The following is a 19,885-nucleotide window of genomic DNA, read 5'->3' as shown; positions in this document are numbered from 1 at the left end:
CAAAGGCGGCTATTATAGCGGCGCCTTTCCTACAAGAGCCTTTGAAATCATGCCGTCGAACAAACCCGAAATCGTCATCACCTACTGCACCCAATGCCAGTGGCTGCTGCGTGCTGCCTGGCTGGCCCAAGAGTTGCTCAGTACGTTTGCCGAAGACCTTGGCCGGGTCGCGCTGGAGCCTGGCACTGGCGGGGTGTTTCGCATCACCTGCGACGGCGTGCAAATCTGGGAGCGCAAGGCCGATGGCGGTTTTCCCGAGGCCAAGGTGCTCAAGCAGCGGGTTCGCGACCAGATCGACCCGCAGCGCGACCTTGGGCACAACGACCGGGCTCAGTGAGCCGCGGCATCCAGCGCGGGCTTGCCTGGAGCAGGGCCGCCGGCCATGCGGCTCGACACCACGATCGCGACAATAATCAGCAGCCCGCCCAGTAGCATGCGCAGCGAAGGTGTTTCGTGGAACAACAGCCAGGCCAGGGTGATGCCATAGACCGGCTCCAGGGCAAAGACCACGGCGGCAGTGCGCGCCTTGATCACGGCGAGGCTGGCGACGAACAGGCTGTGAGCCACGCCCGTGCACAGCACGCCCAGCAGGCAGATCCACAGCCAGTCCAGCGGGCGGACATCGCTTAGCTGCGGGGCGGCAAATGGCAGCAGGCACAAGGCGACCACCGCGTTTTGCCACATCGCCGCCTGCACGGCGGGCACCCGGCCCGAGTTGGCCCGGTTGTTCAGTGACAGCAGGGAGAACAGCAGGCCCGAGGCGATCGACCACAGCAGCCCTTCGGTCGCCTGGCTGGCCAGATCGAAGCTGGGGGTGACGAGGATCAGTCCGACGCTGACCAGTACCACCAGAATGATTTCGTTGAGCCGAATGCGTTCGCGAAAAATCAGCCCTTCGAGAATCACCGTGAATGCCGGAAAACTGGCAAAGCCCAGGGTGGCAATCGCCACCCCGGCGATCTTGACCGAGATAAAAAAACTCACCCAGTGCCCGGCCAGCAGTAAGCCGCTCAACAGCAGGTTGCGGGCATCGCGCAGGGTCAGCGTGTACCAGCTGCGTTTGGCCAGACCGGCGAAGCAGACAAGGGCCAGAACCGCAAAGGCGGCGCGGCCAAAGACGATGATTGCAGCCGAAGCGGCCGCCAGCTTGCCGAATACGCCCGTCAGGCCAAACAGCAAGGCACCGATATGCAGGGCACCCAAAGCGGTACGCGGAGTCATTGCAATCCTTAAATCAATACGGGCAAGGCGTTCAGTTTAAGGGGCGGGGCGGCGGGCTGTCTGTCGTGAGACTGGCGTCAGTTGTCGCCAGACTCGCGGCGCAGCACCGAAGGCGAGGCTCCGAATTCCCGGAGCATGGCGGCTGCAAAAGCGCTTTGTGAACTGTAACCGACGCGGCTGGCGACTTCGCCAATGGGCAGGGTGCTGTGGCGTAACAGCGTCAAGCCGCTGTACAGGCGGCGTTGGCGAATGTAGTCCATGGGCGTTTGCCCGCTCTCGCTGACAAAGCGACTGTGCAAACGGGCGCAGGAAAGACCGGCAATCTGTGCCAGATCTGCAACCTGAAGCGGGTAGGCTGCATTTTGTGCGATGTAGGCATCCATCGCGGCATAAGGCAGGCGTCGGGCTTGTGCCTGATCAGGCGCGAGCGGGTTCAAGCTGGCCAGCAGCAGAATCGCACCTTGGCGGGCAATCAGCGGATCACTCACAGGACTGCTGGCCAGCCAGCTCACCAATTGGTGTTGCCTGGGGTCCAGGACCAGGTGACCGGTCGTGTCGAGCAAGCGACGGCTGGCATCGGCGTGCTCGCCCAGGGTTTGCCCGAGCCAGTTTTGTCCCGGAACATCAAGCACCAGGCAGTGGCTGCCTTGCGGGCTGCCGCAGGTGTGGTGAGCGCCTGCGGGAATAATGATCAGATGCTGCTGACGTAACAGGCTGGCGCGTCCGTCCACTTCGAAATCGAGTTTGCCGGACAGACTGATCACCACCTGCGCGTGCTCATGGCTGTGAGCAATCACCTCTTGGCGGTAATGACGCAGTGACAGGATTTGGTCCATGGCGACCTCATGTGTGGATCAGTGCCGCCAGAATGCCGGAATGCACAGTACGAACACGGTAATGATCTCCAGGCGACCTAGCAACATGCCCAGGGACAGAATCCACTTGGCTGCATCCGGCAGGCTGGCGAAGTTGCCGGAGGGGCCAATGGTTTCGCCCAGCCCCGGTCCAACGCCGGACACTGTACTGGCGGCGCCGGTGAGGGCGGTCATCCAGTCCAGCCCCAGCAGCGAAAGGGCCAGGGCGATCACGCAAATGGTGATGGCAAAGAAGAACGAAAAGGTCAAAATCGAGCGTACGATTTCTTCGTCGAGGCGGTGGCCGTTGTACTTCTGCTTGATCACTGCACGAGGGTGGATCAGCTGATTAAGGTTGGCCTTGAGCAGGATGTAGGCGACTTGAAAACGGAAAATCTTGATTCCGCCAGCAGTCGAGCCCGAACATCCGCCAATAAAGCCCAGATAGAAGAACAGCATAAGCGAGAAATTGCCCCACAGGCTGTAGTCGCCCAGAGCGAAACCTGTGGTTGTAACAACCGACGTCACGTTGAGCGCCACATGGCGGAAGGCGTCCCAGTAAGGCATGTTGGTGGTCCACCACAGCCAGGCGCTGAGTACGATCCAGGTCACCAGCAGCAGGCCCAGCAAGCCTTGAACCTGCTGGTCCTTGATCAGCGCCTTGCGATGGCCGCGCAAGGTGGCGACATACAGGGTAAACGGCAAGCTGCCCATGATCATCACGGCGATGGCCACCCAGTGCACTGCCGGTTGTGACCACTTGGCCAGCGACTGGTCGGAGGTCGAGAACCCGCCGGTGGAAATGGCCGACATGGCGTGGTTGATCGCGTCAAACACACTCATGCCTGCCCACCAGAACGCCAGGCTGCCGATGATGGTGATGCCGACATAAGCGGCCACAATCAGTCGCGCCACCATGTGCGAGCGGGGCATGACCTTTTCGGATCGGTCAGACGATTCGGTCTGGAACAGGCGCATGCCACCGATTCGCAGCAGGGGCAAAATCGCTACCGCCATGCCGATAAAGCCAATGCCACCCAGCCAGTGCAGCATTGAGCGCCACATCAGAATGCCGGGGGACATGGTGTCCAGCCCGCTCAGGACCGTGGAGCCGGTGGCGGTAATGCCGGACATGCTTTCGAAAAATGAGTCGGTGTAGCTGATGTGCTGCGTCAGCAAAAATGGCAGTGCGGCGAAGATGCACACGATGACCCAGCTGGACACCGTCAGCAGGTACATGTCCCGTGGACGCAGGTGAACCTGCTCGGGGCGCCCGGGTATCACCAGCGCCAAACCTGCAATAAAGGTAATCAGGCTGGCCCACAGGAAAGATGGCAAGTCGCCCAGGTGGTCGTAAATCACCAGGGTCAACATGGGCACAGCCATGCTGATCGCGAGCGTAATCAGGAAGATGCCGATAATAAAACCGATGATGCGTAAGGTCGGCAACGCCATGAAGTCAGCTCGGGGATGAAAGAGGGGCGCCATTCTACCTGTGGTCTGGGCTATGTAAACTGCCAGGCCCTCGGGAGATACCGTTAGAATAGCCGCACATTTTCTTCAGGAGGTGGCCAATGGAGGCTCTCGACGCTTTGCTCAACCGTGTTTCTGCCCCGCGCTTGCTTGATCCGGCGCCGACGGCCGAGCAACGTGAAGTACTGTTTGCGGCCGCCTTGCGTGCGCCGGACCACGGGCAGTTGCGTCCTTACCGTTTTTTGACGGTTGAAGGCGAAGCGCGCAACCAGCTGGGTGAAATACTTGCCGAGGCCGTGCAGGCCCAGGGCGGCGAGGTGACACAAGCGGCATTGGACAAGGCTCGCGCCATGCCTTTGCGCGCACCGTTGGTCGTTGTGGTGATTGCCCGTTTGCAGGATCACTTCAAAGTTCCGAAGTCCGAGCAACTGATTACGGCAGGCTGTGCAGCCCATGCCATTGAACTGGCAGCTTTTGCCCAGGGCATTGGTGCGGTATGGCGTACCGGTGAATTGTCCTATGCGCCACATGTGGCCAAGGGACTGGGGCTGGGCGAGGGCGAGGAAGTGGTCGCGTTCTTGTATCTGGGGACCGCGCAGAACGAACTGCGTACCGCGCCGAAAGTGGATAGCGCCGAGTTCGTGAAGGCGTGGCCGGTCAAGTAATCCCGGATCTATAAACCTGTGGGAGCGGGCTTGCTCGCGAGGGCATCACCGCGGTCATCCAGACAAACCGCGTCGTCTGCATCGCGAGCAAGCCCGCTCCCACAACAGCAGTGCAAATGCCGCATCAGATTTACAGATTGCCGTTGGGCTCCAGCGGCAACTCCAGCGTGGCAATAAATCCGCCATCCGGATGATTGCCCAGCACCAGGCGCCCGCCATGACGTTCCGCAGCACGGCGGGCAATGGCCAGTCCCAGTCCGTGCCCGGCGGCCGTCTGGCCAGGCGCGCGGAAGAACGGTTCGCCCAGTTGTGCCAAGTGCTCCTCGGCGACCCCGGGCCCGTGGTCGCGTACCTTGATGGTGATGTGCTCGCCCTCGCGCGCCGCACTCAACTCGATCGGCTGACCGGGCGGGTTGAAACGTTGCGCATTGCGCAGCAGGTTATCCACCGCCCGCTCGATCATGGTTGGCCAGCCATTGAGGCTCAAATCCGGCTCGGCAAGCAATTGCACCGCTTGCTCGGGGGCCGCCATCGACGCATCTTTTTGCACCGCGCCGAGCAGGGCATTGAGCTCCACGTGCTCTGCGCTGGCCTGGTCGGCATCAACCCGGGCCAGGGTGAGAATCTCACTGATCAACGATTCGAGCCGATCGCATTCGCGGGTCAGCCGTGGCCACAGTTTTTCCCGCTCCTCAGGTCCGGCGCGCTCAGCCAGTGCCAGGGCGATTTTAAGGCGGGCCAGTGGCGAGCGCAGCTCGTGGGACACGTCGCGCAGCAACTGGCGCTGACTGCCGATCAAACTCTGCAGGCGGGCGCCCATGCGGTTGAAATCGGTGGCCAGTACGCCAAATTCATCGCGGCGCGAGGCCAGTCGCGCCAGGCTGTTCTGTTGATAGGTGGTTTGCCCCAGATCATGCACTGCAACCCGCAGGCGGCTCAGCGGCCGGGTGATGGAGAGGGTGACCATCAGGCTGAACAGGGTCAGTACCACCAGGGCAATTCCCAGGGCACTCAGCGGCCAGATCAGGCTCTGGCGATGCCAGGCATCCAGTTCCGGGTGTGGAATGCGATAAATCAGCAGGTAGGTTTCGGCGGTTTTTGGGCTGGTGTATTCGACCGTCAGGCGGCGCCAGGGCAACTGCTCTTCGCCCGGATGCTGGCGAGCTTCCCAGGCCGCTGCCCGGCGAGGAAACGTGCCGCGAACCACGGGGTCGCCACTTTCGTTAAGTACCTGCACGTCGATGTGATAGCGACGTTTGCGCTTTTCGAGGAAGTCTTGGGCGGCGTCGGCGCCCTGGGTTTCGTAGCGCTCAGTCCATTGTTGCGCCAGGTTGGCGATCCCTGGATGGCGGGAAAGAATCCACGCATCCTGATTGAGCATGTGCCCCATCAGGATCGAAAGCCCTGCGACCAAGGCAATCGCCAGCCAAAAGCTGGCAAGAATGCGCCAAAACAGTGATCGCACGGTAATTCCTCGCGGGTAATGGATTAAAACGAGTAAAGCCCAACGGCCAAAGGCCGTTGGGCTTCATGTGCGCGTGGATTATTGCGCTTTAGGAGCTTGCTGTGCTTTCCATTCCTTGAACTGCTTCCACTCAGCCTGACGCTCGGCGCGTTTCTGTTGCATCTCGTCGAAGCGTTTTTGCTGATCAGGCTTGAGCAAGGCACGGATATCGCTCTGGGTCTTGTCGTGCTTGGCCTTGATCTCGTCTTTCAGTGCTTTTTGATCAGCGGCTGGAAGTTTTTCCAGGTACTTCTCGACCAACTGCTTGCGGTCATGCATTTGCTCGCCCATCAACTTGCCAATCTGCTGGCGTTGTTCGCGGCTCAGGTCCAGTTGGCTGTAAGGGGCTTCGCCGCGACCGTGGTGCTCGCCACCGTGACGTGGGCCCATTGAGCCGTCGCCACCAGGCATGGCCATTGCGACGGTTGGCAGTGCTGCAGCAAACATCAAAGCAATTAGAGTCTTACGCATGGTGTGTCTCCTTCGATTACGTTCCGGTGAATCCGGATGCGCCCAGTTTAGGGAGATCAAGGTCAAGCGCTGTCAGCCCTGCGTAAAGCTTTGGTAAAGACGGTTTTGCGGGGTATTTACATACGCTCCCGGCAAAAAGGGGTTATGCGCTGTAAAAGTAACCGCGGCTGCGCAGCGCCACAATACGGGGGCTGCCGTCGGGGTGGGGGCCAATCTTCTTGCGCAGGTTGCTGATGTGCATGTCCAGGCTGCGGTCGTACAGGGTCAGCTTGCGGCCCAGGGCAATCTGCGCCAGTTCCTGCTTGTCCAGCGGCTCGCCGGGTTGACGCAGCAAGGCTTCAAGAATCCGGCTTTCAGACACGGTCAGCGTGATGTCGCGCTGGTCGATCGTGACCACGCCGCGCATGGGGCTGAAGCACAAATCCCCCAGCTCCATCTGGCTGGATACCGCTGCCGGGTGGCTGCGGCGCAATACAGCGCGCAGGCGGGCAGTCAGTTCCCGGGGGTCACAGGGTTTGGCCAGGTAGTCATCGGCGCCCAGCTCGAGCCCCAGAATGCGGTCCAGGGGTTCGCCACGGGCTGACAGCATCAGCACCGGCAAGTCCGGATGATCGTTGCGCAGTTGCTTGAGCAGCTCAAGGCCACTGCCATCTGGAAGCATGACATCCAGTACCACGGCATCGGGGCTGGACTCGTTCAACGCCTTGCGGGCGCTTGAACCGTCATGGCAAGCGCGAACCTGGAAGCCTTCCTGGCTCAGCCAACTGACGAGAAGCTCACACAGCTCCTCGTCATCATCTATCAGTAACAGGTCGCTCATGACTTACTCGATTTAACCAGTGCCGACGTTGTCTACGTCGGCTACCGGCAAAGATACCCCAGGGAGGCGGGTTACGGCAGGACTTGCTTGAACGGCTTGACGATAACGCTGGCATACACGCCAGCAGCAACGAAGGGATCAGCCTCGGCCCAAGCCTGGGCGATGGTCAGGGATTCGAACTCGGCCACGATCAGGCTGCCGCTGAAACCGGCAGCGCCCGGATCATTGCTGTCGATGGCCGGATGAGGGCCGGCCAGCACCATGCGACCTTGCGCGTTAAGCTGTTGCAAGCGCTCAAGGTGCGCAGGGCGGGCAGCCAGGCGAGCTTCAAGCGAGTTGGCGACGTCTGTTGCAATGATGGCGTAGAGCATGTCAGTCCTTGGTCTTGGGGGTGGTTGGATCGGTGTCATGCAGATGGCGCGACAGGTAAATGCCTTGGCCGATCAGGAACAGCACGGTCATGCCCAGGCTGCCGAACACTTTAAAGTCGACCCAGAAGCTTTGATAGGTGAACGCAACGTAGAGGTTGGCCGCGCCGCAAAACAGGAAGAATGCGATCCAGGCCAGGTTCAGGCGTGTCCATACCGCGTCGGGCAGGGTCAGTACATGACCCATCATGCGTTTGATCAGCAGTTTGTCGCCGATAAAATGGCTACCGGCAAACACCAGTGCAAACAGCCAGTTCACCACCGGCGCTTTCCACTTGAGGAAGGTTTCGCTGTGGAAGGCGAGGGTCAGGCTGCCGAACACCAGGCAGGCTATCAGGGTCAGCCATTGGCTTTTTTCGAGTTTGCGCTGTTTAAAAAACAGAATGCCGTACACCACCAGCGAACTGGCAATCAGCATCGCCGTAGCGCTGTAGATACCCCCGATCGACAGGCTGTGCCCGCCGATTTCGATGACGCGTGGGTCGGTTTTGTAAACGATGAAAAACAGTAGCAGCGGGATGAAGTCGATGAATTGTTTCACAGTGGCAGCCAGAAGCAGGATGTGGCGGCATAATAACAAACATCAATGACAGCGAAAGTGTCAGCTAGAGGTTATTAAATCCCCGTGGAAATTGACTTGCATTGCCATAGCACAGCTTCCGATGGCGCCCTGGCGCCTGCGGTACTGGTCGCGCGTGCGTTCGAGAAAGGTGTGCGAGTCCTGGCCCTGACCGATCACGACACACTTGAAGGTCTGGACGAAGCCCGCACAGCGGCGCAGGCGCTGAACATGACCTTGATCAACGGCGTCGAATTGTCGTGTACCTGGGGCGGGGCCACGATTCATGTGCTCGGCTACGGTTTTGATGTCAATGCCCCGGCGTTGGTCGAGGCCATTGCCAAACTGCATGAGGGCCGCTGGCTGCGGGCCGAGGAGATCAGTCGCAAACTGGCGCTCAAGGGCATGCCCGGCGCACTTGAAGGCGCGCGGGCCATCCAGCAAGGGCTGGGTGACAGCGGTAATGCCCCGGCCCGTCCGCACTTTGCCGATTTTCTGGTCGAGGCCGGGTACGTCAAGGATCGCGCCGAAGCGTTTCGCAAGTGGCTGGGGGCGGGCAAGCTGGGCGACGTCAAACTGCATTGGCCGACCCTTGAGGACACGGTCGCCACCCTGCGTGCAGCCGGGGCCTGGGTAAGCCTGGCGCACCCGTCGCACTACGATTTCACCCGCAGCAAGCGCCGACGGCTGATTGGCGACTATATTCAAGCTGGGGGTCACGCTATTGAAGTGGTCAACGGGTATCAGCCAGCCGATCAGGTAGGCAGCCTGGCGATCCTTGCGCGTGAGTTCGGTCTGCTGGTCAGTGCCGGCAGTGATTTTCATGGTCCGGGAGGTTGGTCCGAGATTGGCGAGTACCGCCCGGTCCCGGAAGATCTGCCGCCATTGTGGTGTCGATTCAAATATGAACAGCCCACTGCTAACGTCTGAACAGGTAAACACTGTGAGTCAATTTTTCCAGATTCATCCGGAAAACCCTCAAGCGCGCCTGATCAAGCAGGCCGTCGAGATCATCAAAAAGGGTGGGGTGGTGATTTATCCCACCGATTCGTCCTATGCCGTGGGTTGCCAGATGGGCGACAAGGGTGCGATCGAGCGGATCAAGCGCCTGCGTAACCTGGACGACAAGCACAACTTCACCCTGATGTGCTGCGATCTTTCCCAGCTGGGGCTGTTCGCCAAGGTCGATACCGGCACGTTCCGTTTGCTCAAGGCCCACACGCCGGGGCCTTACACCTTCATTCTCAACGCCACCCGCGAAGTGCCGCGCCTGCTGCTGCATCCCAAGCGCCGTACTATCGGCCTGCGGGTGCCGAGCCACCCGATTGCGCTGGCGCTGCTTGAAGAGCTGGGCGAGCCGCTGATGAGCGTGACGCTGATTTTGCCGGGCGAAAGCGAGCCGATGGAAGATCCGTACGAGATTCGCAATGCCCTGGAAAAACAGGTCGACCTGATTATCGATGGCGGTTTTGGCGGCAACAAGGCCTCGACCGTGATCAGCCTGGTCGACAGCGGTGATCCCGAGATTGTCCGTGTGGGTTGCGGCGATCCTGAACCGTTTATGGTCGAGGCCTGATGTCTGACGTTCAAGCTCCTGAGGCGGTAGAGGCCCAGGCCGGTGTCCAGCAAGAACTGTCGCTCGCTATGGTCTATGGCCAGGCGGTCATCGAAATGCCGCAAGACCTGTACATCCCTCCGGATGCGCTGGAGGTGTTCCTCGATGCCTTTGAAGGCCCGCTCGACCTGCTGCTGTACCTGATCCGCAAGCAAAACATAGACATCCTCGACATTCCGGTGGCAGAAATCACCCGCCAGTACATGGGTTATGTCGAGCTGATGAAAACCGTGCGCCTGGAGTTGGCCGCCGAGTACCTGGTGATGGCCGCCATGCTGGCCGAGATCAAGTCCCGCATGCTGTTGCCTCGCTCGGTCGAAATCGAAGAGGACGAGGGCGACCCCCGTGCCGAACTGATTCGCCGCTTGCAGCAATATGAGCGTTTCAAGGCTGCCGCTGAAGGGATTGAAGGGTTGAGCCGGGTAGGGCGCGAGGTGTTTGTGCCCAAACTCGATGCCCCTGAAGCCCGGGCCCGCAAGCTGGTGCCGGATGTGGCGCTGGAAGAGTTGCTGATGTCCATGGCTGAAGTGTTGCGCCGAACCGACATGTTTGAAAGCCATCAGGTCAGCCGTGAGGCCCTGTCGACCCGCGAACGCATGAGCGACGTGCTCGAACGCCTCAAGGGCGGCGGCTTTGTGCCTTTTGTCGAGCTGTTTACTGCCGAAGAAGGCAAGTTGGGCGTGGTCGTGACGTTTATGGCCGTGCTTGAACTGGTCAAGGAGTCGCTGGTCGAGCTGGTGCAAAATGAACCCTTCGCGCCGATCCATGTGCGGGCAAGAGCCGAATAAAGAGCTGAAACCATGAATTTGACTGAACCCCGCGAGCTTGCCTCCTTGCTTGAGGCCTTTCTGTTGGCCTCGGGAAAGCCGCAAAGCCTTGAGCGCCTGTTTGAACTGTTTGAAGAAGGTGAGCGTCCGGAACCGCCTGTATTCAGGAAGGCCCTGGAACTGCTGCGCAAATCCTGCGATGGCCGTGCGTTTGAACTCAAGGAAGTTGCCTCGGGCTATCGCCTGCAGATTCGCGAAAAGTACTCGCCGTGGGTCGGGCGTTTGTGGGAAGAGCGCCCGCAGCGCTACTCGCGAGCCATGCTTGAAACCATGGCGCTGATTGCCTATCGCCAGCCCATCACGCGGGGCGAGATTGAAGACGTGCGGGGTGTGGCGGTTAACAGCCACATCGTCAAAACCCTGCTTGAGCGAGAGTGGATCCGCGTAGTGGGCTATCGCGACGTGCCGGGCAAGCCTGCGATGTTCGCAACCACCAAGGGGTTTCTCGATCACTTCAACCTCAAGAGCCTCGACGAGCTGCCGCCGCTGGCCGAGTTGCGCGAGCTTGAGCCTGATCCGATCCTCGATTTCGACGACGCTCCGGTGCCTGCGCACCTTCAGGCCCTGGCCGACGAAAGCGCCGAGCCGGAAGAGCCCAAAGATGAAACCAGCTTCCGTACCCTGCTGACGGAACTGGATTCGATGGAAGAAGGTCTCAAGACCGACTTTGACGACTTGCTGCGCGACGCTGTGCCCGTCGATGTTCCGGAGCCGGAAGTAGCGGTAGAGGTGGCGGTAGAGGTAGCAGTAGAGGTCGAGGTAGAGGTGCAACCACAACCGCCGCGACCCTCTGCGGCCGAGCTGGCCCGCGAACGATTGCGCGCTGCCGTTGCGGCCCTTGAGCAGCGATCGGCCTTGAGCGATGAAGAACTTGAGGCCCAGGCACTGGCTGAAGCCATCGAGCAGGAGCGCCGCGAGCAGCAAGATTGACGCATAACCCCTGTGGGAGCGGGCTTGCTCGCGATTCGGGCGGCGCGGTGTAGCGGTGCCACCGCGGCGATGCAATCGCGAGCAAGCCCGCTCCCACAAAAAGTACTTGAGGTTTAACCATGACTTCACCCAAAGACCCCTGCATCGGCGTCTGCAAATTTACCGATGACATCTGCATCGGTTGCGGGCGCACCAAGCGTGAAATCAAGGCCTGGAAGAAACTCGGCAAAGACGAAAAGCGTGCAGTGCTGGCGGAGTCGGCGCTGCGTTTGCTGGCGTTTGAGGCCACCGGTCGGCGGAAAAAGAAGTAAGTCGGCCACTTCGTGACTAGCCTTTGATGCGCAATGGCCAACATCAGCGTATGATTCGCGACCCTTTGGCGCTCGATAGAGCCCCAAGGCCCATTTTTAACACTTCAGGCGTTCGCCTGAATTGACACACCGGGAGGTGCCCAGATGAGTGATCTAGACCCTAAAGACAGCCAGGAAATTGGCCCAGCAGGCGAAAAACTGCAAAAAGTCCTCGCCCGTATTGGCGTTGGCTCGCGTCGCGACGTAGAGAGTTGGATCAGCCAGGGCCGTATCAAGGTCAATGGCAAGGATGCAACCCTGGGTCTGCGCGTAGACCTGCACGACGCCATCTCCATCGATGGCAAGGTGATCAAGCGTGAAGAGGCAGCCGAATCGGTTCGCCGCGTGATCATGTACAACAAACCCGACGGCGAAATCTGCACCCGTGACGACCCTGAAGGCCGTCCGACCGTGTTCGACAAACTGCCGCGTCCAAAAGAAGGCCGCTGGATCAACATCGGCCGCCTGGACATCAACACCACCGGCTTGCTGATGTTCACCACCGACGGTGAGCTGGCCAACCGCCTGATGCACCCTTCCTACGAAATGGACCGTGAATACGCGGTACGTGTACGTGGCGAAGTGGATGACGAGATGATCGAGCGCCTCAAGGCCGGCGTTGTGCTGGAAGACGGCCCTGCGCGTTTCACCGACATCAAGCAGGCTCCGGGCGGCGAAGGTTTCAACCATTGGTACCACTGCGTAGTGATGGAAGGCCGTAACCGTGAAGTACGTCGCCTGTGGGAATCCCAGGGCCTGGTGGTCAGCCGCCTGAAGCGCGTGCGTTTCGGTCCTGTGTTCCTCAACTCCGACCTGCCGATGGGTCGCTGGCGCGAAATGAGCCAGTTTGAGGTCGATATCCTCAGTGCTGAAGTTGGCCTCACGCCGGTTGCCATGCCGCAGATGAACGCCAAGAGCAAAGACAAGCTGGAACGTATGCAGCGTAAATCCTCGCGCCCTGTGGCTCGTGGTGATCGTGTTGCCCGCGTTCTGCGTCCGGCCGAAGGTGCCCCGTTGGCTCCGCGTCCAGCCCGTCAGCCACACATCGAAGGCGAGCGCCCGGCGCGTCCTGCCCGCGATGAGGCTGCTCGTCCGGCACGCAAGCCGGCAGGTCGCACTGACCGCGTACCTGCGGGTCGTGGTGCACCGGTTGCCGAGCGTCCGAGCGAAGTCAACAAGCGTCCAACCAAGCCAAGCCGTTCAGGCCCCAAGCTGGTTGACGATGCACCGTCGGGCAAGCGTCGTGGCGCTCCGGCCGGTTCAGGCCAGCGTCCAGGCTTTGGCCGTCGCAAGCCGCAGTAAGCGTTAAGCGCTGTACAAAAAACGCCAGCCCCTCGGGGTTGGCGTTTTTTTATGTCTGAAAAACGCCTTCGGCAGGTGCAGCAGGCAATAAATTAGGTGGAAAATAATCGTTACAGCTCGTCAATAAATCCATACGAATTCAGCCACTTACCGCCCTTAAACCGCTGAAATCACCTCGCTGTAATGAAAATTTGCCGAGTTTTATAGACTTAGGACACTTCCTACATAGATTGCGGCTTGTTTCGTCTTGCTATCGGCTGTGTGATGGGATCTTGCCTACGTGCGGGTGTACAATGCGCCGCGTTTTAACTGTGACTCAATTGCGTACCCGCGCATTTTGCCAAGGCTGCACGCCTTGAAAATTCCGCAATGCCACAAGCGTTGCGGGTTCGATTCCGTCACAGATAAAAACAAACAGGTGACGCATGACTCGTGAAACAACCTTGGATTCCTGGCGCCTGCGCTGGGGTTTGATTTGTGTTGTAGACCCTTCGATCACTGCCTCTGGTGCTCAAGCTACAACGCACTGAATCACATCAAACCTTGTGTGGGACCTTTTCAATGAGTGGAAATACCTCGCATTCGGGCGAGCTTAAACGCGGCCTGAAAAATCGTCATATTCAGCTGATCGCCCTCGGTGGCGCGATTGGTACTGGCCTGTTCCTCGGTTCGGCCGGGGTGCTGAAGTCAGCCGGTCCATCGATGATTCTGGGCTATGCGATCTGCGGCTTCATTGCCTTCATGATCATGCGCCAGCTCGGCGAAATGATCGTCGAAGAACCGGTCGCCGGTTCTTTCAGTCACTTTGCCCATAAGTACTGGGGTGGTTTTGCCGGCTTCATGTCGGGCTGGAACTGCTGGGTGCTCTACATTCTGGTGGGCATGTCGGAACTGACCGCCGTCGGCAAGTACGTGCACTACTGGTGGCCGGAAATCCCGACCTGGGCCTCGGCAGCAGCCTTCTTCGTCCTGATCAACCTCATCAACCTGACCAACGTCAAAGTGTTCGGCGAGGCCGAGTTCTGGTTCGCGATCATCAAGGTCGTGGCGATCGTCGGCATGATTGCCCTGGGCAGCTACCTGCTGGTCAGCGGCAGCGGCGGACCTCAGGCATCGGTCAGCAACTTGTGGGAACACGGTGGCTTCTTCCCGAACGGGACGACCGGTCTGATCATGGCCATGGCCTTTATCATGTTCTCTTTCGGCGGTCTGGAAATGCTCGGTTTCACCGCAGCAGAAGCCGACAAGCCGCGCACCGTGATCCCCAAGGCGATCAATCAGGTGATCTACCGCATCCTGATTTTCTACATCGGTGCCCTGGTAGTTCTGCTGTCGTTGACTCCGTGGGACTCGTTGCTTGAAACCCTCAACGCCGGTGGCGACAGCTACAGCAGCAGCCCGTTTGTGCAAGTGTTCTCGATGCTGGGCAGCAACACGGCGGCCCATATCCTCAACTTTGTGGTCCTGACCGCAGCGTTGTCGGTGTACAACAGCGGCACCTACTGCAACAGCCGCATGCTGTTGGGTATGGCGCAGCAGGGTGATGCACCTAAAGTGCTGGCCAAAATCGACAAGCGCGGTGTGCCGGTCAACTCGATCCTGGCTTCGGCTGCCGTCACGGTGATTGCGGTCCTGCTCAACTACCTGATGCCACACGATGCGCTGGAACTGCTGATGTCCCTGGTAGTGGCCACTCTGGTGATTAACTGGGCGATGATCAGCTTCTCCCATGTCAAGTTCCGCCAGCACATGGACAAAACGGCGCAAGTCCCGCTGTTCAAGGCCTTGTGGTATCCCTACGGCAACTACATCTGCCTGGCATTTGTAGCGTTCATTCTGGTGATCATGTTGTTGATCCCGGGGATTCGCGTGTCGGTGTATGCGATTCCGGTGTGGGTGGTCTTTATGTGGGTGTGCTACCTGATCAAAAACAAGCGCGCGGTGCAGGCATCGGCTGCGGCTTACAGCTCTGCCAAATAAGCTGAGCGGTTAATCCGACAAACCCGGCCATTGCGCCGGGTTTGTTGTTTGTGGGGTATCCTGCACGCCCCGAAGACGGACCCATTTTTGATGCTGGTGATTTCCAATAACGTGCACATCCCCGATGCCGAGATCGAACTGACGGCAATCCGCGCCCAGGGTGCGGGCGGGCAGAACGTCAACAAGGTGTCGAGCGCCATGCATTTGCGCTTCGATATACCCAACTCGTCGTTGCCGCCGTTTTACAAGGAGCGGCTGCTGGCGCTGCGCGACAGCCGGATCACCAGTGATGGCGTGCTGATCATCAAGGCTCAGCAATACCGCACCCAGGAGCAAAACCGGGCGGATGCGCTGGAGCGTCTGGTGGAGTTGATCGTCAGTGCGACCAAGGTGGAGAAAAAGCGCCGTCCGACCAAGCCCACCCTGGGTTCGAAGAAGCGTCGCCTGGAATCAAAGACCAAGCGTGGCAGCATCAAGGCAGGGCGGGGCAAAGTAGATTTCTGAAGGGGTCAGGCTCGGGCTCTCTGAGCCTGGCGATACAGATAAACACTCAGGAGCAACCCACTGAACGCTGCCAGTGCCGCGAACAAGAAGATCGAAGCAAAGCCAAAACCTGCCGCCACAGCGCCCACCAGCGGGCCGGTAATGCCCAGTGACAGATCGATGAACAGCGAGTACGCGCCCACGGCCGCACCACGGCTGGAGGCGGGCACCAGGTTGACGGCTTCAACCCCCAGCGCCGGGAACACCAGCGAGAAGCCGAAACCGCTCAGGGCCGCGCCCGCCAGTGCCAGTTGCGGGTTCGGTGCCAGCCACAGCAACAGCAGGCCCAGGGTCTCGACGCCCAGGCAGGCAATCGCCACCCGAAAACCGCCGATCCTGTTGATAAAATTGCCGAACACCAGGCGTGCACCGATAAAGCTGGCACCGAACAGGCTCAGGCACAGCACCGCGTTTTCCCAGTTGTTGGTCGCGTAGTAAAGGGTGATGAAAGTCGCAATGGTGCCAAAGCCGATCGAGCCGAGTGCCAGCCCGGCCCCGTGGGGGAATACGCGCCCCAGGACATGCAGGAACGGCAGTCGCACACCGCTGACGATGGGTGCTGCCCGCTTGGGCCATGCCAGCAGCAAGCCCACCAGCGCCAGCAATATAATGCTTACGCCCATGCTCCACATGCCCAAGTGCCCGACCATCACCACGCCTAATGGCGCGCCAATGGCAATGGCGCCGTAACTGGCGATGCCGTTCCAGGAAATCACCTTGGCGGTGTTGGCCGCGCCGACCCGGCCAATGCCCCAGCCGATGGAGCCTGAGCCCACCAGGCTTTCGGCGCTGCCCAATACCAGGCGTCCGACCAGCAGGCTGGCAAGGCTAAGCGCCGGCATCGCGGTCAGCCAGCTGGAAGCCAGCATGAAGACGCCGCTCAGGCCGCAGCCCGCCAGGCCGTACATCACGGCGCGCTTGCTGCCCAGGTTGTCGATGATGCGGCTGGCGTAGGGGCGGCTCAGCAACGTGGCCAGATATTGCACACTGATCACCAGCCCGGCGATGACGGTGCCATAGCCCAGGTGGTTGTGTACGTATCCGGGCAACACGGCCAGCGGAATGCCGATATTCAAATAGCCAATAAAGGTGAACAGAACGATGGAGACCACTTGCAGGGTGATCGCCATAGGACGCTGTGTTTCGGGCATGGGGTAGGGGTCCTGCGGGGTGCGGTTGACGCAGATTACAATGGTGCAACCAATTGTGTCGCGATTAAAGCGGCCAAGGCGTTTTCCTGGGTGCCGAAACGCTTGAGCAAGGTTGCTTGCTTCTCGGGGCTGAGACGCTCCCAGAGGTCGATCATTTTTTCGGCGGTGCCGATCAGGACGCTGGCTTGGGTTTCGCTGAAAGTGTCAGTCACGCTTGAATCCGGAATAGGGGGGTGGAGCGATTGTGTCAGACGGTATGAAAAACAAGATGCTTTTCGCACCGTCTGATTGTGAGCCGTCAGTCTTCGCTGTCGGCCTGGAGGCTTTCTGAGGCCTCATCCAGAGCGCTTATTTCGCCACTGGTGTGTTGCGGGACTGGCTGCTCGGTTTCGTGCAGGCTTGGGAAGGGGAGGTTTGGGATCTCGTGCATCGTCGCGCTCCTCGCAAGGTGTGTTTTAAGTAGCTTGCTAAGGATACAGGACAGAGTGTGACAATTTGTCTTTTTATTGCGTCTGGGGGGAATTTAGACCTATGGCTGGGACAGGTCGCGGCAGTCTGCCAGTTCTGTGGGAGCGGGCTTGCTCGCGATGCAGGCGGCGCGGTCTCGCAATCGAACCGCGCTGATGCCATCGCGAGCAAGCCCGCTCCCACAGAGTGCCCGCTAGCGGGTACAAACCTGCGCAATCGCCTTGGCCAGCAGGCTCAGGCGGGTGCCGTCTACGCCGGCCATGTTGGCGCGGCCAGAACCGACCATGTAGACGCTGTGCTTCTCGCGCAACAACTGGACTTGTTCCTGAGTCAGGCCGGTGTAGGAAAACATCCCGCGTTGCTCAGTGATGTGAGCGAAGTGTTCGGCCAGCCCGAATGGCGCCAGTGCTTCCACAAGCCCGCTGCGCAATTGCGCGATGCGGCTGCGCATGGCTTCCACTTCGTCGATCCACAGGTTTTTAAGCGCTGCATCGCCGAGGATGGTAGCGACCACCGCCGCACCATGATCCGGCGGGTTGGACCATAGGTTGCGCGCCAGGTAGGCCAGCTGGCTGCGGATATCAGTCAGCTTTTCGGCATCATTGGCACACACGATCAAGGCGCCAACCCGCTCGCGGTAAAGGCCGAAGTTCTTCGAGCATGAGCTGGTGATCAGCACTTCCGGCAATTCGCTGACGAACAGGCGAGTTGACCAGGCATCTTCCTGCAGGCCGTCACCGAAGCCCTGGTAAGCGAAGTCGATCAGCGGCAGCAGTTCGCGACGGCGTACCACCTCCAGCACCTGCAGCCAGTCAGCCTGGGACAGGTCGAAACCGGTCGGGTTGTGGCAGCAGGCGTGAAGCAGAACCACATCGCCTTTTGGCGCGTGTTCCAGTGCCTGAAGCATCGCCGCAACGTTGAGCTTGTTGTCGCGGCCCACGTACGGGTAGTGGCTGATCTTCAGCCCGGCAGCGGCAAAGATGGTTTCATGGATCGGCCATGTCGGATCGCTCAGCCAGATGCCCCGGCCCGGCAGGCATTGCGCGATAAAGTCGGCGCTCAGGCGCAGCGCGCCGGTGCCGCCCGGGGTTTGGGTGGCTCCCGCACGTTTGCCCGCCAGCAGCGGCGAACCCTCGCCCAGTACCAGCTCGCTGATCAGTTGCCCAAAACGGCTGTCGCCATGACCGCCGATATAGGTTTTGGTCAGTTGCTGGTCGACCAGGCGCTGTTCGGCTTTCTTGACCGACTGCAAGATCGGCGTCAGGCCATTGGCGTCCTTGTAGACGCCCACGCCCAGGTCGAACTTGTTCGGGTTGCTGTCTTGCTGATAGGCATCCATCAAACCGAGAATCGGGTCGCCCGGTACCCGACCTATGGCGTCGAAGTGCATTATTTGCGGCCTTCAGCGGTTTTGGCGACTTCGTCAGTGCGTGCGGCCATGATGAAATCGTTGCGGTGCAGGCCCTTGATCGAGTGGCTCCACCAGGTCACGGTCACCGAGCCCCACTCGGTCAGCAGGCCAGGGTGATGGCCTTCGGCTTCTGCGATTTCGCCCACGGCATTGGTGAAGGCCAGTGCGAACTTGAAGTTCTTGAACAGAAAGACCTTTTCCAGCTGCATGATGCCGTCGCGAACTTCGATGTTCCAATCCGGAATTTGCTTGATCAGTACCGGCAGTTCTTCGTCGCTGACCTGTGGAGCATCGGCGCGGCAGGCTTCGCAGTGGGCTTGGTTCAGTGCGTTCATGGTGGATTCCTGAATTCAGTTTTTATTGATATGTAAAAAGACGTGTTATGCCGCTTTCGGTTTAGGCGCAAATTTGGGCGCATGCAGGCCCATTGCCATGCCTTTTTCGACCATGCCCATGATGTCTTCGTGGGCCAGATCAAACAGACGCTTCAAGTCCGGCAGGACAAAATACAGCGGCTGCAAAATATCGATGCGATACGGCGTGCGCATGGCTTCCAGCGGATCGAAGGCCTGATGTTCCGGTTCTGACGACAGGCTGTAAACCGTTTCTTTGGGCGACGAAAGAATCCCGCCGCCATAAATGCGTTTGCCTTCCGGGGTGTCCACCAGGCCAAACTCGATGGTCATCCAGTACAGGCGGGCCAGATACACCCGTTGTTCCTTGCTCGCTTGCAGTCCCAGCTTGCCGTAGGTGTGGGTGAATTCGGCAAACCACGGATTGGTGAGCAGGGGGCAGTGGCCGAAAATCTCGTGGAAAATGTCTGGCTCTTGCAGGTAATCCAGTTCTTCAGGGGTGCGAATGAAGGTCGCTACCGGGAACTGCTTATTGGCCAGCAATTCAAAGAAGGTCTGGAAGGGGATCAGTGCGGGAACGCGGGCAACTTGCCAGCCAGTGGTGGCACCCAGTACCTGATTGATTTCGCTCAGTTGCGGGATGCGGTCGTGGGGCAGGCCCAGCTTTTCGATGCCTTGCATGTACTCTGGGCAGGCGCGGCCTTCCAGCAGTTTGAGCTGACGGGTGATCAGCGTATTCCACACCGCGTGTTCGGCAGGTGTGTAGTCGATAAAGCCATTGGCATCCGGCTCACGGGCGACGTATTTCGTTTGCTTCATGGGGCTCTCCGCAAGGAAATCGTTTTTATTATTCGGTGTTGTTGCGATGCCTTAGTGATACCCCAAGTGATTGCTCCGTGCAGCTAGCCTAAAGCCAGTAATGCTGGGATGATGGCGATTATTCGTAAAGTATTCGTTACG

General features: G+C 59.6%; 24 protein-coding genes. 10 read left to right on the top strand and 14 right to left on the bottom strand.

Features of this window, described 5'->3' with window-relative positions; translation table 11 throughout:
* Window positions 1–49: 49 nt before the first annotated feature.
* On the top strand, window positions 50–337 hold the full coding sequence (locus AACY07_RS19335) for a SelT/SelW/SelH family protein (protein WP_339476964.1): 288 nt from the start codon (window positions 50–52) through the stop codon (window positions 335–337).
* Here the strand turns inward: AACY07_RS19335 and AACY07_RS19330 are convergent.
* The 3 genes from AACY07_RS19330 to AACY07_RS19320 form a co-directional block, all read right to left on the bottom strand.
* Window positions 331–1,221, bottom strand: a complete 891-nt coding sequence (locus tag AACY07_RS19330; protein WP_133079005.1) for a DMT family transporter — start codon at window positions 1,219–1,221, stop codon at window positions 331–333. The genes AACY07_RS19335 and AACY07_RS19330 overlap by 7 nt on opposite strands.
* Window positions 1,222–1,298: 77 nt before the next feature.
* Window positions 1,299–2,057: a helix-turn-helix transcriptional regulator gene (locus AACY07_RS19325; RefSeq protein WP_339476856.1), complete on the bottom strand. Its 759-nt coding sequence runs from the start codon at window positions 2,055–2,057 to the stop codon at window positions 1,299–1,301.
* 18 nt (window positions 2,058–2,075) lie between these two features.
* Window positions 2,076–3,530: a TrkH family potassium uptake protein gene (locus AACY07_RS19320; protein ID WP_326397619.1), complete on the bottom strand. Its 1,455-nt coding sequence runs from the start codon at window positions 3,528–3,530 to the stop codon at window positions 2,076–2,078.
* Window positions 3,531–3,649: 119 nt separating this feature from the next.
* Here AACY07_RS19320 and AACY07_RS19315 point away from each other — a divergent pair, with 119 nt between their 5' ends.
* Window positions 3,650–4,213 carry an NAD(P)H nitroreductase gene (locus tag AACY07_RS19315; RefSeq protein ID WP_219262955.1) on the top strand — a complete coding sequence of 188 codons (564 nt, stop codon included), beginning with the start codon at window positions 3,650–3,652 and terminating at the stop codon, window positions 4,211–4,213.
* A gap of 130 nt (window positions 4,214–4,343) precedes the next feature.
* On the opposite strand, the gene AACY07_RS19310 is transcribed toward AACY07_RS19315, so the two are convergent.
* The 5 genes from AACY07_RS19310 to AACY07_RS19290 all read right to left on the bottom strand — a co-directional run bounded on the left by AACY07_RS19310 (window position 4,344) and on the right by AACY07_RS19290 (window position 7,977).
* Window positions 4,344–5,678, bottom strand: coding sequence for a HAMP domain-containing sensor histidine kinase (locus AACY07_RS19310; RefSeq protein WP_133079009.1), 1,335 nt, complete (start codon window positions 5,676–5,678; stop codon window positions 4,344–4,346).
* Window positions 5,679–5,756: 78 nt separating this feature from the next.
* Complete coding sequence (locus AACY07_RS19305) at window positions 5,757–6,188, bottom strand: Spy/CpxP family protein refolding chaperone (RefSeq protein ID WP_326397621.1); 432 nt, start codon at window positions 6,186–6,188, stop codon at window positions 5,757–5,759.
* A 142-nt stretch (window positions 6,189–6,330) separates the two neighbouring features.
* Entirely contained in the window at window positions 6,331–7,008 is a 678-nt protein-coding gene (locus AACY07_RS19300; RefSeq protein WP_019828766.1) for a response regulator transcription factor, read from the bottom strand.
* Window positions 7,009–7,079: 71 nt separating this feature from the next.
* Entirely contained in the window at window positions 7,080–7,379 is a 300-nt protein-coding gene (locus tag AACY07_RS19295; protein WP_133079012.1) for a YciI family protein, read from the bottom strand.
* 1 nt (window position 7,380) lies between these two features.
* On the bottom strand, window positions 7,381–7,977 hold the full coding sequence (locus AACY07_RS19290; RefSeq protein ID WP_339476852.1) for a septation protein A: 597 nt from the start codon (window positions 7,975–7,977) through the stop codon (window positions 7,381–7,383).
* Between the two features lie 84 nt (window positions 7,978–8,061).
* On the opposite strand from AACY07_RS19290, the gene AACY07_RS19285 reads away from it, so the two are divergent.
* From AACY07_RS19285 to arfB, 8 genes are all read left to right on the top strand, one after another.
* Window positions 8,062–8,925 carry a PHP domain-containing protein gene (locus tag AACY07_RS19285; protein ID WP_133079014.1) on the top strand — a complete coding sequence of 288 codons (864 nt, stop codon included), beginning with the start codon at window positions 8,062–8,064 and terminating at the stop codon, window positions 8,923–8,925.
* 13 nt (window positions 8,926–8,938) lie between these two features.
* Window positions 8,939–9,571 (top strand): L-threonylcarbamoyladenylate synthase, encoded by a 633-nt coding sequence (locus AACY07_RS19280; protein WP_133079015.1) that lies wholly within the window; start codon window positions 8,939–8,941, stop codon window positions 9,569–9,571.
* Between the two features lie 128 nt (window positions 9,572–9,699).
* On the top strand, window positions 9,700–10,398 hold the full coding sequence (locus tag AACY07_RS19275) for a segregation and condensation protein A (protein WP_162207958.1): 699 nt from the start codon (window positions 9,700–9,702) through the stop codon (window positions 10,396–10,398).
* 12 nt (window positions 10,399–10,410) lie between these two features.
* On the top strand, window positions 10,411–11,367 hold the full coding sequence (gene scpB / locus AACY07_RS19270) for an SMC-Scp complex subunit ScpB (RefSeq protein WP_339476849.1): 957 nt from the start codon (window positions 10,411–10,413) through the stop codon (window positions 11,365–11,367).
* Between the two features lie 119 nt (window positions 11,368–11,486).
* Entirely contained in the window at window positions 11,487–11,678 is a 192-nt protein-coding gene (locus tag AACY07_RS19265) for a DUF1289 domain-containing protein (RefSeq protein ID WP_133079018.1), read from the top strand.
* Window positions 11,679–11,822: 144 nt separating this feature from the next.
* Complete coding sequence (rluB, locus tag AACY07_RS19260) at window positions 11,823–13,019, top strand: 23S rRNA pseudouridine(2605) synthase RluB (protein WP_133079019.1); 1,197 nt, start codon at window positions 11,823–11,825, stop codon at window positions 13,017–13,019.
* A gap of 561 nt (window positions 13,020–13,580) precedes the next feature.
* Window positions 13,581–14,999, top strand: coding sequence for an amino acid permease (locus AACY07_RS19255; RefSeq protein WP_133079020.1), 1,419 nt, complete (start codon window positions 13,581–13,583; stop codon window positions 14,997–14,999).
* Window positions 15,000–15,089: 90 nt separating this feature from the next.
* The gene (gene arfB, locus AACY07_RS19250; RefSeq protein WP_019828782.1) at window positions 15,090–15,503 is read left to right on the top strand and encodes an alternative ribosome rescue aminoacyl-tRNA hydrolase ArfB; all 414 of its coding nucleotides are present in this window, start codon (window positions 15,090–15,092) and stop codon (window positions 15,501–15,503) included.
* Between the two features lie 5 nt (window positions 15,504–15,508).
* Here the strand turns inward: arfB and AACY07_RS19245 are convergent, their stop codons facing one another.
* The 6 genes from AACY07_RS19245 to phhA all read right to left on the bottom strand — a co-directional run bounded on the left by AACY07_RS19245 (window position 15,509) and on the right by phhA (window position 19,744).
* Window positions 15,509–16,693 (bottom strand): MFS transporter, encoded by a 1,185-nt coding sequence (locus tag AACY07_RS19245; protein ID WP_326397625.1) that lies wholly within the window; start codon window positions 16,691–16,693, stop codon window positions 15,509–15,511.
* 35 nt (window positions 16,694–16,728) lie between these two features.
* The gene (locus tag AACY07_RS19240) at window positions 16,729–16,905 is read right to left on the bottom strand and encodes a hypothetical protein (protein WP_019828784.1); all 177 of its coding nucleotides are present in this window, start codon (window positions 16,903–16,905) and stop codon (window positions 16,729–16,731) included.
* Window positions 16,906–16,991: 86 nt separating this feature from the next.
* Complete coding sequence (locus tag AACY07_RS19235; protein ID WP_257623040.1) at window positions 16,992–17,123, bottom strand: hypothetical protein; 132 nt, start codon at window positions 17,121–17,123, stop codon at window positions 16,992–16,994.
* 231 nt (window positions 17,124–17,354) lie between these two features.
* Window positions 17,355–18,551 carry an amino acid aminotransferase gene (locus AACY07_RS19230; protein ID WP_339476843.1) on the bottom strand — a complete coding sequence of 399 codons (1,197 nt, stop codon included), beginning with the start codon at window positions 18,549–18,551 and terminating at the stop codon, window positions 17,355–17,357.
* Window positions 18,551–18,907 (bottom strand): 4a-hydroxytetrahydrobiopterin dehydratase, encoded by a 357-nt coding sequence (locus AACY07_RS19225; RefSeq protein WP_048360736.1) that lies wholly within the window; start codon window positions 18,905–18,907, stop codon window positions 18,551–18,553. The genes AACY07_RS19230 and AACY07_RS19225 overlap by 1 nt, the downstream gene beginning before the upstream one ends.
* Before the next feature lie 45 nt (window positions 18,908–18,952).
* On the bottom strand, window positions 18,953–19,744 hold the full coding sequence (phhA, locus tag AACY07_RS19220; protein WP_339476841.1) for a phenylalanine 4-monooxygenase: 792 nt from the start codon (window positions 19,742–19,744) through the stop codon (window positions 18,953–18,955).
* Between the last annotated feature and the right edge of the window lie 141 nt (window positions 19,745–19,885).

The organism is Pseudomonas sp. RL_5y_Pfl2_69 (genome assembly GCF_963970465.1).
In the GTDB taxonomy this organism is placed as follows: domain Bacteria; phylum Pseudomonadota; class Gammaproteobacteria; order Pseudomonadales; family Pseudomonadaceae; genus Aquipseudomonas.
Note: the sequence above shows the minus strand (reverse complement) of the source record. Positions and strands in the feature narration are given on the sequence as shown.

What these genes read in the sequence shown, in the direction of transcription:
- AACY07_RS19305 (WP_326397621.1), bottom strand. Translation starts at nt 6,188, where the DNA reads ATGCGTAAGACTCTAATTGCTTTGATGTTTGCTGCAGCACTGCCAACC.
- AACY07_RS19320 (WP_326397619.1), bottom strand. Translation starts at nt 3,530, where the DNA reads ATGGCGTTGCCGACCTTACGCATCATCGGTTTTATTATCGGCATCTTC.
- AACY07_RS19300 (WP_019828766.1), bottom strand. Translation starts at nt 7,008, where the DNA reads ATGAGCGACCTGTTACTGATAGATGATGACGAGGAGCTGTGTGAGCTT.
- AACY07_RS19295 (WP_133079012.1), bottom strand. Translation starts at nt 7,379, where the DNA reads ATGCTCTACGCCATCATTGCAACAGACGTCGCCAACTCGCTTGAAGCT.
- AACY07_RS19225 (WP_048360736.1), bottom strand. Translation starts at nt 18,907, where the DNA reads ATGAACGCACTGAACCAAGCCCACTGCGAAGCCTGCCGCGCCGATGCT.
- AACY07_RS19245 (WP_326397625.1), bottom strand. Translation starts at nt 16,693, where the DNA reads ATGCCCGAAACACAGCGTCCTATGGCGATCACCCTGCAAGTGGTCTCC.
- AACY07_RS19265 (WP_133079018.1), top strand. Translation starts at nt 11,487, where the DNA reads ATGACTTCACCCAAAGACCCCTGCATCGGCGTCTGCAAATTTACCGAT.
- AACY07_RS19330 (WP_133079005.1), bottom strand. Translation starts at nt 1,221, where the DNA reads ATGACTCCGCGTACCGCTTTGGGTGCCCTGCATATCGGTGCCTTGCTG.
- phhA (WP_339476841.1), bottom strand. Translation starts at nt 19,744, where the DNA reads ATGAAGCAAACGAAATACGTCGCCCGTGAGCCGGATGCCAATGGCTTT.
- AACY07_RS19255 (WP_133079020.1), top strand. Translation starts at nt 13,581, where the DNA reads ATGAGTGGAAATACCTCGCATTCGGGCGAGCTTAAACGCGGCCTGAAA.
- AACY07_RS19335 (WP_339476964.1), top strand. Translation starts at nt 50, where the DNA reads ATGCCGTCGAACAAACCCGAAATCGTCATCACCTACTGCACCCAATGC.
- AACY07_RS19315 (WP_219262955.1), top strand. Translation starts at nt 3,650, where the DNA reads ATGGAGGCTCTCGACGCTTTGCTCAACCGTGTTTCTGCCCCGCGCTTG.
- AACY07_RS19235 (WP_257623040.1), bottom strand. Translation starts at nt 17,123, where the DNA reads ATGCACGAGATCCCAAACCTCCCCTTCCCAAGCCTGCACGAAACCGAG.
- rluB (WP_133079019.1), top strand. Translation starts at nt 11,823, where the DNA reads ATGAGTGATCTAGACCCTAAAGACAGCCAGGAAATTGGCCCAGCAGGC.
- AACY07_RS19230 (WP_339476843.1), bottom strand. Translation starts at nt 18,551, where the DNA reads ATGCACTTCGACGCCATAGGTCGGGTACCGGGCGACCCGATTCTCGGT.
- scpB (WP_339476849.1), top strand. Translation starts at nt 10,411, where the DNA reads ATGAATTTGACTGAACCCCGCGAGCTTGCCTCCTTGCTTGAGGCCTTT.
- arfB (WP_019828782.1), top strand. Translation starts at nt 15,090, where the DNA reads ATGCTGGTGATTTCCAATAACGTGCACATCCCCGATGCCGAGATCGAA.
- AACY07_RS19325 (WP_339476856.1), bottom strand. Translation starts at nt 2,057, where the DNA reads ATGGACCAAATCCTGTCACTGCGTCATTACCGCCAAGAGGTGATTGCT.